The following is a 9,394-nucleotide window of genomic DNA, read 5'->3' as shown; positions in this document are numbered from 1 at the left end:
TGCACATGTGGAAGAAGGTTTGATAGGCTTATCCTAAGGTTGGTGTCCTCTGGAAGCGCATCATAGACATTCCACAGGTTGTGCAATATGTTGTCCCTTGCCTTCACCCAGTCGGTTTTCATCTGTTTTATGTTTCCGCTTTTCCACGCAAGCTCTATTTGGTCTTTAAGCTTGTGGGCAGTCTCTATTACTTTTGATATGCCTGCGTCGTTGAGCTCTTTTTTTGTGATTGACGAGGATACGCCCATTAGCTCGTTTCCCGATGCGTCAGACCAGCCGGCATAGGTGCCGCCGCTTCCTGTGTAGTAGGTGAAAGTTGAGTTTTCAACCGACAGGTTTGCGACATTTGCAACGCCAACATTTACGCCTGCAAGAGTCAGGCTTGCCCCAACCCTTCCAGGCCCCCTGATGCGCTGGTAGCCATGCTGCAGGTTATCCTTGCTTATGTCAACCCCTGCGGTTATTTTTGTCTGCGCCGAACCAATCGTTGCCCCAATGCTAATCATGGCATTTTCACCAAGATTGTTGACAATTGCAGCCCAGGCTTGCCTTCTAAGTGCGGCTGTCTGCGGGTCGTTTCCAACAAGCTGCTGCAAGCTGATGGTTTTGCGGGCAAGAGCGCTTGGATTATCGCCGCCAATAGTGATTGTGCTTTTGAACGGGTCGTTTTTGTTGAATGTAAAAATCTGCGAGGGCGTGAAATTCAGGCTTGTCCCGGAAATGGAGAGGATTGCCTGTTTGCCCACATTGAATGTGGTGTTCACATTTTCAACAGTAAAGCGCTTTGCATTGTCATAGTAGTATTTTGCATCTGCAACAATGCTAAAGCCAGGCACGTCCAGTGTGGCTGTTGCAATGCCGGTTTTGTTATCAGCAGAGGCAAAGAACTTGATTTTCTGCCCCTTAAGCGTGTCAAGTGTGATTGTTCCCCCAGACTCCTTTCTGTCAACTTTGAGGATGTACTCGTTTTTTCCAAGTGTTATGGTCATTTCGTTTTGCCGCTCAAGCTTGAAGTTGCGAATAAAAAGCAAAAAGTCGCGCCTTGCGCCTGTCGCATCCCTGTCGCGGATGATGTCGGATAGCACAAAGGATTTCTGGTTGCCGTTCTCATCAACAAGTGTGAATTTTCCACCGGTTGCCTTCATCTCGTTGAAAAATTTTGTTAGGTCATTCATTTTATGAAGGCGGAAATTCATCAAATTGTCAACAACCTGCTTATTGTCAAAGCCATTGGTCGTGTGGGAAAGAGCTTCAATTGCACTTGTCTCGGCGCTGACATTAAAAGTCGACTTAGGCACAAGATCAAGTTTCGGGGAGAAGCTGGTTTCTGGAAGGGCTTGGATTGAAGGAATCGAAGGTGTGGTTTGTATTGGAGGAAATTTATAGGTGGACATGATGTTTTCCATGGATGATTTTATCCTTTGATAGAGGTCTTTTGCGCCTGCGACTATTGCAAACAGCGCCGACTCCGGATGATTGTATCCCTGGAACTCCCTATTTATTGACATGAGCGTTTTTTTTGCGTTTTGAGGAAGGGAGCTTAGCACCCTGTCTTTTGCAAGCTGGCGCACGACATCAAGTTGTGTGGGGTCGTATTTCTCCTTGCCTCCAATGGATTGGATGTAATTGTCAAACACATTGTTGAAAATATCCTCAAGTGTCATGCCCTCCTTGGCCCTCAAGTAGCCCACACGGCCGTATTTGAAGCTCTTCTTGGTGAAATCACGGACAATGAACTGCTCTATCTCAGGTGTTAGGTCAGCGGCTTTGAGCTGGTTTTGCGGATGCTTTGCAAGATACTCCCTAAGCTCGGTGATTGAGCGCAAGGTGCGCGTGAATGAGAGTTCAAGATAACCTTCCTTTGTTTGTGCAAACCCAAAATTTGCCGCGTCTTGCTTTGCTATATCCGAGACTTTCATCTTTGCAATGTAGTCCTTCCACTCATTTGAGGAGGAATAAAATGCCTTGAACGCCTCGTGCTCCAGTTTTTTCAGCTCGGCAGGCCGCGCCCCTGCAGCCTTGCGCTGCGCATAGTGGGAAACGTGCTCTTCAGGAGTCATCGACTTTTTATTCTCCTTGCCGGATGTTTCCGGTGCTTCCATCAAAAGAGTGCTGAACAGGAACATTGCGCCACCCCGAAAAGTTGCAACAATATTGACTTGCGCATATCATGCAGGTTATTTGCAACTTAATTGCTGGTTAAATTTGGCAAGAACCCATATATAAGCGTATATTGAGGAAAAATATGAGGGGTTCTCCTGGCAATGGTTGGAAGCGTGCTTGACAAGAGCCCGGAAACAAACAGCAAGAAGCAGGACTGACTGCTGGAAAGTGGTGGCGGCAAATGTTTGTGTTTCAAATAAGTTTCGTTCAGCTGCAGGACAGCACAAAAAACCAAGGCAGTTCGGGAGCCACAATATTAGGACCTGGATTGATTAGCCAGGAGAATTTCACACATGAGATGAAGGTAAGAGAGAGTGCAGTTAAGGTAGCCAGTGCCGCACAATTTGATTATCTTTTCAAGATTACTGCCGAAGCGGCATCTGAAACACCTCTTGTTTTAGGACCAACTGGCGATGCAAGCTACTTTTACAGGTATGGAAAAAGAGGCTCAAACACGTTTGGAGCCCACATGTTAGCAGGACTTCTTAATATGATTAGATATGGTGTGGAGCACAACATACCGCTTGCGCAAAAGGACATTGATGACAAGCTTCTGCCCCTTGAAGCCTTGTTTGGGGCTGAAAAATTCAGGCAACTTTCCAGGATGGCCATAAGCAACGAGGAATTGGATTGCCTGTTCCAAATTTCGTTTAATGCAAGGATACAGGGTGCGCAAAGTGTTGGCGGGCAGGCGGTCCCAAAGCACCTGTTTTTCGGCTCAAGCAGGCTTGAGACAAGTGAGGGGGAAATTGTCAAGTTTGAAGGCGGGCTTAAAAAGCTTATGGATGAGTGCAAGGTTTTTGTGGATAATTTATTGCAGCCAAAAGAAAAAAGGGCAAAACTTGCCATGGTGAGCCACTGCCAGTATCCGCAGGCCCAAGAGGAGGCTGTCGAAAAATACCTGGATTTGCCTGGGCTTGGCGCAAGCGAAGGCGTTCCTTCAACATTTTCACCGCAGCTGGTGAGAGGCTTTTTGAGGCGGGAAATGAAATTTGATGGAGTGATTGTAAGCGATGCATTGACATGTTGGGGCTGCGGACATTCGTGCAAAAACTGCAGCCGCAGCTTGCGGATGATAAAATTGACTTTTCAGACTCAAAATCAGCAATACGGGCCAATGCTGCAATAAGGGCATGGGCATTTATATACGCAGCATACGCCGGGATAAACTGGATGCTTGAGTCAAAGCCTGATGAAAAGGAAGGCAAAGAAGAGTTTTTCAAGGTAGTTGAAAGGCAGTACAAATCAGACAAAGAGTTTGCAAAAGTGCTTGATGACCTTGCATTGGAGTCATTGTTTTTGAAGCTGAAGCTTGTGCCTGAAGAGAGCAGGAAAGCACTTGACCTGGAAGTGCTTGGCAGGATGGAGCTTGCTGATTTGAGCCGCCCGGCTGCAAAACTGGATTTTGAAAAAGCGCGGGCAATTGAAAGGCTGCGACAGTGCCTTGAAAACCCGGATGCGACCAAATCCCTGAAACTGAAAATAGCAAGCCTGCAGGAAGGCGGGCTTGGGGAAGAAGGGCTTGCATACAGGCCGCCTGAGCTACAAGCTGTAGGCGAATATTTTTCAAGGTATTCTGACTTGTGGAACAGAAGCGGAGTCATTGCACTTGAATTCAGGAAAAACATACTTGAAGCTAAGACAGGCAAAAAATTCAAGAGCCTTGAGGACTTTGGCCGCGATGCGATTGGCAGGAGAAACGATGACAAGTTCATTGAATATTTATTCTCAAACAAGGAGTTTGTAGAAGCATACAATTCCATAGAATGGAATGGAACTGAAATGCGCTCAGTTTTCAAAAACCAGTACCAGACGGCTGCCGGAAAAGCCGTTCCTGAGCCTTTTTCAAAACAGGGACTGATGGAAGAAAAATAAAGACCCGCTTCACTAAAAAGCAAAAGCCAGGCGCGGCTCCAAGAAAAATCCTAATTTGCGCCCTGGCTTTTGCGCCGCTTTTGCTCTTCCTGCCGCCTTTTCTGCTCCTCCTGCGACTTGTAATCATCCTGGAGCTTTTGCAAGTGCTGCCCGGTCGTTGTCCTGCCAATGTCAAGTGAGGTGTAGTATTCCTGCTCGTTTGAGTAAACCCGGCCATAAGTCATTTGGTCATCAAGCCTGCCTGAAACAGTGTCAAAGAACGTGTCTTTTCTTGAGTGCATTGGTTGGTTCATTCCGACAGCGGCAAATGTTGGCGCAGTGACTGGCAAGAGGGCATAGCCAAGCCCCTCGCCAACCGTAGTGACAAGCTTCCTGTCAAGGTCAAGGAACCTTTGCGCAGGGGACTTTGGAGCCTGCAGCGTGTAGAGCATGTCAGCCTGCTGTATATCGCCTTGCATTTGCGCATGCTCAGCCCTTAAGCTGCCTGCCGTATTTATGAGGGACTGGGCTTCAGGCCCTGAATCGGGCTTATATTGCATCCCAAGGATGGATGACTCTGATTTTGGATTGAAATATTTGTCGGCTTCAGGTATTTTTGAAACAATGTTCTTGTTAATGCCAAGCACGGCTTCTTTTACACTAGAGTCATAAAGGTAGCCTGCCTCAATTTCACTTGCTGTCTTGTACATCATGTTGAGCGCTTCGGTGCGGTTTTGCAGCGCCAAAGATGCTGCATAAAGCCACTCCTGGTTGTCAACAGTTTCTTGGTCTTTTTCCTTGACATGCACGTCCATGCCAACTTGCCTGTATTGTTTTAGTTCCTTTTCAATTTCATTTTCCTTGTCAAGGCCTGTAATGACAGTTGAGGATTTGAGGATTTGCTTTGCCTGCTCTTCAGTTAGGGCACCTGGTTCAACAGTCTTCATCTGCTTTGAGCTTTTTTCAATATAGTAGATTTCATTTCCTGGGGCCTGCGCTGTGCCGTTTGAATAATCAACTAGCTGCTGCGCAGTCATGCCACCCAGGCTTTTGAACCGTGCCGAGTATGCCTCATTGAGCTGCTGGTCTGTTGGATTCTCAGTCGGTTTTATCCGAACCACTGAGCCGTCAAATTTTATTCCAATATACCCGTCAGCCACGATTTGTGAAATTGTTGGCTTGAATGCTGTTGCGGTATTTGTATAGTCCTCCTTGTCGGTTTGCTCGACTTTGATTATGCCAAGATGCGACAGTTGGATTGCAAGCGCAATTGTAGGGTCTGGAGTCTGCACCCCGTCAAATGATGAAGGATTTGAGACAAACATTTTGCGCTGTGCCTCATCCGGCGCTTGCCCAGTTATCTGCGAGGCTATCTCAATATAGGATTCTGAAGCAACCTGGGCTGCAGACGCATTGGCAAGACCAATATTCTTGTCTGCCTTTGCATCAAACTGGGGCGTGCCTGGAAGCCCTTCAAAAGACCTTGTGGCGGAAACAACAATTTCCAACTGGCCTGAGTTTACCATGGACTCTATTTGCCTGCGAGCATCTTCTGAAATGCCAAGTTGGCCATCTGGAGTTGTGACAAGCGGAGCAATCTGCTGCGCGACAAGGCCGAAAGTGGAATTTATTTGCTGGCGCTGGTTTTGGTCAAGGGCTATTGTGTTGAAGTGCATTGAGTAGGATTGCAGTTGCGCCTCTTGCGAATCACTGTATTGGGCGGGTTTGATAATGTCAGAGCCGTGGACATATTTGTCCAGGTAGGTTTCCTGCTGGGAAAGAGCAGTGTAAAGAAAATCTGAATCTCCGGCAGGTTTTTGTTCAGGAATTGAGTACTTGAGTGTTGCTTGTTTTAGCCTAAGTTCAGCCAGCTGCGATGTTGACTCATCTATTTGCGCCTGGATGGTTGAAATCTCCGCCTCTAAAACTTCGCGCGTGTTATAACTTGTACCTTTTTGGGCTAAACCTTGGCTTTGCTCAGGCTCAGGCATTGAATATAACCTATCTTGTTTATCCCAAAGCAGCCGTTGGTTTTTAGATGCCGTGTTTTCAATTGCCGAAATTTGTGCAGTCAGCCTGTCAAGCTCCGATTTGGACTGCGTATAATAGTCGGCATCAGGATTTACCTCAACCTCGCGCTTGGAATTTTGGTATGTCCTGATTAAATGGCTTGTCTGGATGTTTATGGAGTTGGAGATGAGTTCCAGGACCTCTACATCAGCATGCTTTGCCAAGCTTGAGATATTTGCGGCTGCCTGGGATTTTTGGATTTCAAGCGCGTCTTGTATTTTGGCCGCCTCGCCTTGTAGTTTCTGGACTTCTTCAAACGCCTTTGAGCTTGCGTAGTCAAGCTGTGCTGTTTTGCCCGGCCTTTGCGGCTGCTGGGCCTGCAGTTCCTGTTGCTGCTGTTCAATGTTTGCAAGCTTTGACGAGAGCATGAACTGTGTTTTAGACAGCTGTGCTTCAAGTTGGCCAATCGCCTGCAGCGGCTGCGATTCGGCATTGTAAAGCGAGTCAGAAACTTTTGAGATGCCTGTCTGGTAGGTAGAGAATGTTTGATGAAGCAGTGTGGCAAGCTTTTCGTATTTTTCGCCAAATTCCGCCTCCTTGCTGGCCTGAGAATGGATGCCGCCGTAATTGGCATAAAGATTGGCTGCGGCAGACAGCACGGCCGCACTTGAGCCTGCGATTGGGGCAAGAAGGCTGGTTTTCTGCTCAGAGGTAAGCGGGTCTTCAAGAATCCTTGAAACAGTATGATATGTTGCCTGCGTCTGGTATTGGCCAAGTATTGGTAGGGTTTGCGCCTGCGTGCTTAGGGCAAAGGAAGCCGAAAGCGCGCGGCCCGCATTGAGGTAAACAGCCGTGTTTGAGGAGATTTCACTTAGCGCAATCTCGTGGAATGTGGCATTGGCCGCATTGTAGTTTTCCCTGGCAAGCTTTATTGACTCTTCAAGGGTTTGCACTTTTGCCTGCAGATAGTTAAGCTTGTCAAGCGCTTCTGGCATTTTCCCGAATTTGGATGGTTTTGTCTGCTCAATGCCTTCAGCTGCAATCTCCTGGCTTGATAGCTGCTGTTTGGTCAGCTGCAAATCCGCCTCAAGGGATTTTACGCGCCCAAGATAAACTGATTTTTGGCCGTCAAGCCTGGCTTCGGCTGCAAAAACAGAGGCATTGATGTCAAACTTTGCCAAGGCAAGGTTTTTCTCCGCCTCCATATCGGCCTCAATCTTTGCATATCTTTGCTCGAGCCTTGATTTGAGTTCAGCGCCTTTGTAGCCTGCTTCAGTAAGGAATTCTTCGTATGATTGTTTTTTGGAGTCGGTTTTTTCCTGATACTCTTTCTCAATCGCGCTCCTCTGCTCCTTGATAGTGGTTTCAATGGCCTTTGTTGAGGCTGACTCAAGAATGGCTTCGCGGGCCTCCTGTTTTTTGTCAGCTGCATCCTTTTTGGCCTTTTCAACCATCTCTTCATAGGATTTTCTCATTGCATCGCGCTGCTCCCTAGATTCATCAGAGCAGAGTTCAAAGGCAAGCTGATTTAATGCAAGTGAGGCGCTAGTGTTTGTGGCTGCCTTGACAGCCGACTTGACAGACTCGTCTGCCTGTGCCTTTGTGTCAGAAAGGGAGCTTACAACAAACGCAAGGCTTGTTGGCGAGTACCTTCTGAGGATTTCAGTGTCGCTTGCCCCGGAAGTCGCATTTCCCAGGAACTGGTACTCCCTGACAAGCTCTTTTTGCACGCTTGTGCTGGCTGCATTCAGGTCGCCAAACAGCACGTCTTTTTGGCCCTTAAGGTTTCCAATTATTGCATCCATCTGAACCTTGATTTTATCACGCGTTTCCCTGTCACCGTTTTCCTGAGCCTGATTATATTGCAAAGAAAGCTCCCTAAGCTTGGTTGTTTGTGCCTGCACATCCGGCTTTGCCTCTGACACAAGCATGCCTGATTGTATTATTGAGTCCTGAATGGCGTTTACCTTGGCTGCAGCCTCCTGAGATTTTTTCATCAAGGCAGCGTCGTCTGGGCTGGCTTCAAGCTGCTTTTTTATAGAGTTAAGGTTGTTTGTCTCAAGGATAAGCTGGCCAAACAGGCCGTCGACTTTCTTATAGCCTTCGATAAGCTGCGTTGACTGTGCTGCTGCAGTTCCCCTGAAGCTGTCCGCGGTTGCAAAAATGGTTGTGACGCCTGCAGAAACTTTGCGCTCTTCTTCAGTAAGGGAAATTTTCATATCGGCAAATTGTTTTTTTTGCCCTTTGTCAAGAGAGGTCAAGTCGCCATTCAGGCAGGCGATTGCCTGCGCATCGGTAATTTGAAGCGCGGCAGAAACAGAGCGGACCTTGTTCTCAAAGTCTCCGGCAGCCTTGATTTGCCTCAAGGCCTCCTCCCCATGCATCATTTTTTTCCATAGGTTGCTTTCCGCATAGTCGGCTGTCGCCCCGCCTGTTATATCATAATAATTCTGCCTGGCTGTGTTCAAGTCAAGCATCTGGCTTATTGTTGCTGCCTGGGCGGCTGCAAGCTCCTCAATCTTCTTGTTTGGAATGTTGCCAAGCTCGGAAAGCTTTACGACGGTGTTGAGCGCAGCCAGGCCAAACCTGAAGTCTGCCGCCGAAGAGGACTTTTCCAGCCTGTTCCTGTCAGAAAGCACATCAAGTGAGGAGAGCACCAGCTTGTTTGCGTCTGCAAGGCTTCCGTTCCCTATTGCAGTGCGCTGCGATTCAATTGCCTCAAGGCCCTCCAGTATTGCCTTTGCCTTTGAAAGGGCCTTGCCGTCGCCTTTTGTGGCATCAAGGACATTTTGGGAGAACTCCTGTATTGCCTTGTTTCGCTCTTGTGCCCCGGTTGCCGTGCGAAGGCTTTCTTGCAAGTCGGAAACAAGCTTGGCAAGCTTTTCATTATCTGGCCCCACTGCATCAACAAGGCGTGAAACGGCGTTTAGATGGGCCTGGTCTGACAGCTGCATGGCAATTTCAAGGACTTGTTTTTTTTGCTCGGGGCCAAGGCTTTCAAGTGAAACCGACTTCAAGTATTCTTTTTTGATATCCTTGACAGCATCAGGCGCCTCCCTTACAAAGTCCCTGAAAAGCCTGAAAGACTGCTTGTCTGCAATGTACAAGAACAGCTTGTTTGCATCAATGAACGTCTTGGCCGCATCAGTGCCAAAAACCTGGGAGGCAAAAAGGCCTTTTGTATCAATACTCTCACCGGAGGCAGTCCTGTATCCTGAAATAAACTTTTGTGCCCCCTCAACGTTCCCTGAGTCCAGCAGCCGCAGATAATTGTTTTTTGATTCAGTGTCCTGCCCAAATTGGCGCAAGACCTCGTCATTTTTCACTGCATTGACAGTCAGAAGGACAAATCCCCCGACCTCGCCTG

At 47.8% G+C, this 9,394-nt stretch carries 3 protein-coding genes; 2 read left to right on the top strand and 1 reads right to left on the bottom strand.

Features of this window, described 5'->3' with window-relative positions:
* Window positions 1-2,126 (bottom strand): hypothetical protein (locus FJZ26_02100; GenBank protein MBM3229198.1); only part of this gene is annotated, 2,126 nt, incomplete at its 3' end.
* Between the two features lie 218 nt (window positions 2,127-2,344).
* On the opposite strand from FJZ26_02100, the gene FJZ26_02095 reads away from it, so the two are divergent.
* Entirely contained in the window at window positions 2,345-3,292 is a 948-nt protein-coding gene (locus FJZ26_02095; GenBank protein MBM3229197.1) for a hypothetical protein, read from the top strand.
* Window positions 3,208-4,038, top strand: a complete 831-nt coding sequence (locus FJZ26_02090; GenBank protein MBM3229196.1) for a hypothetical protein — start codon at window positions 3,208-3,210, stop codon at window positions 4,036-4,038. The genes FJZ26_02095 and FJZ26_02090 overlap by 85 nt, the downstream gene beginning before the upstream one ends.
* Window positions 4,039-9,394 lie beyond the last annotated feature (5,356 nt).

The sequence above is a fragment of the Candidatus Parvarchaeota archaeon genome, from assembly GCA_016866895.1.
In the GTDB taxonomy this organism is placed as follows: Archaea; Micrarchaeota; Micrarchaeia; order Anstonellales; family VGKX01; genus VGKX01.
Note: the sequence above shows the minus strand (reverse complement) of the source record. Positions and strands in the feature narration are given on the sequence as shown.

Excerpts from the sequence above, each read along its gene's own strand:
- FJZ26_02095 (MBM3229197.1), top strand. The coding sequence starts at position 2,345 with ATGTTTGTGTTTCAAATAAGTTTCGTTCAGCTGCAGGACAGCACAAAA.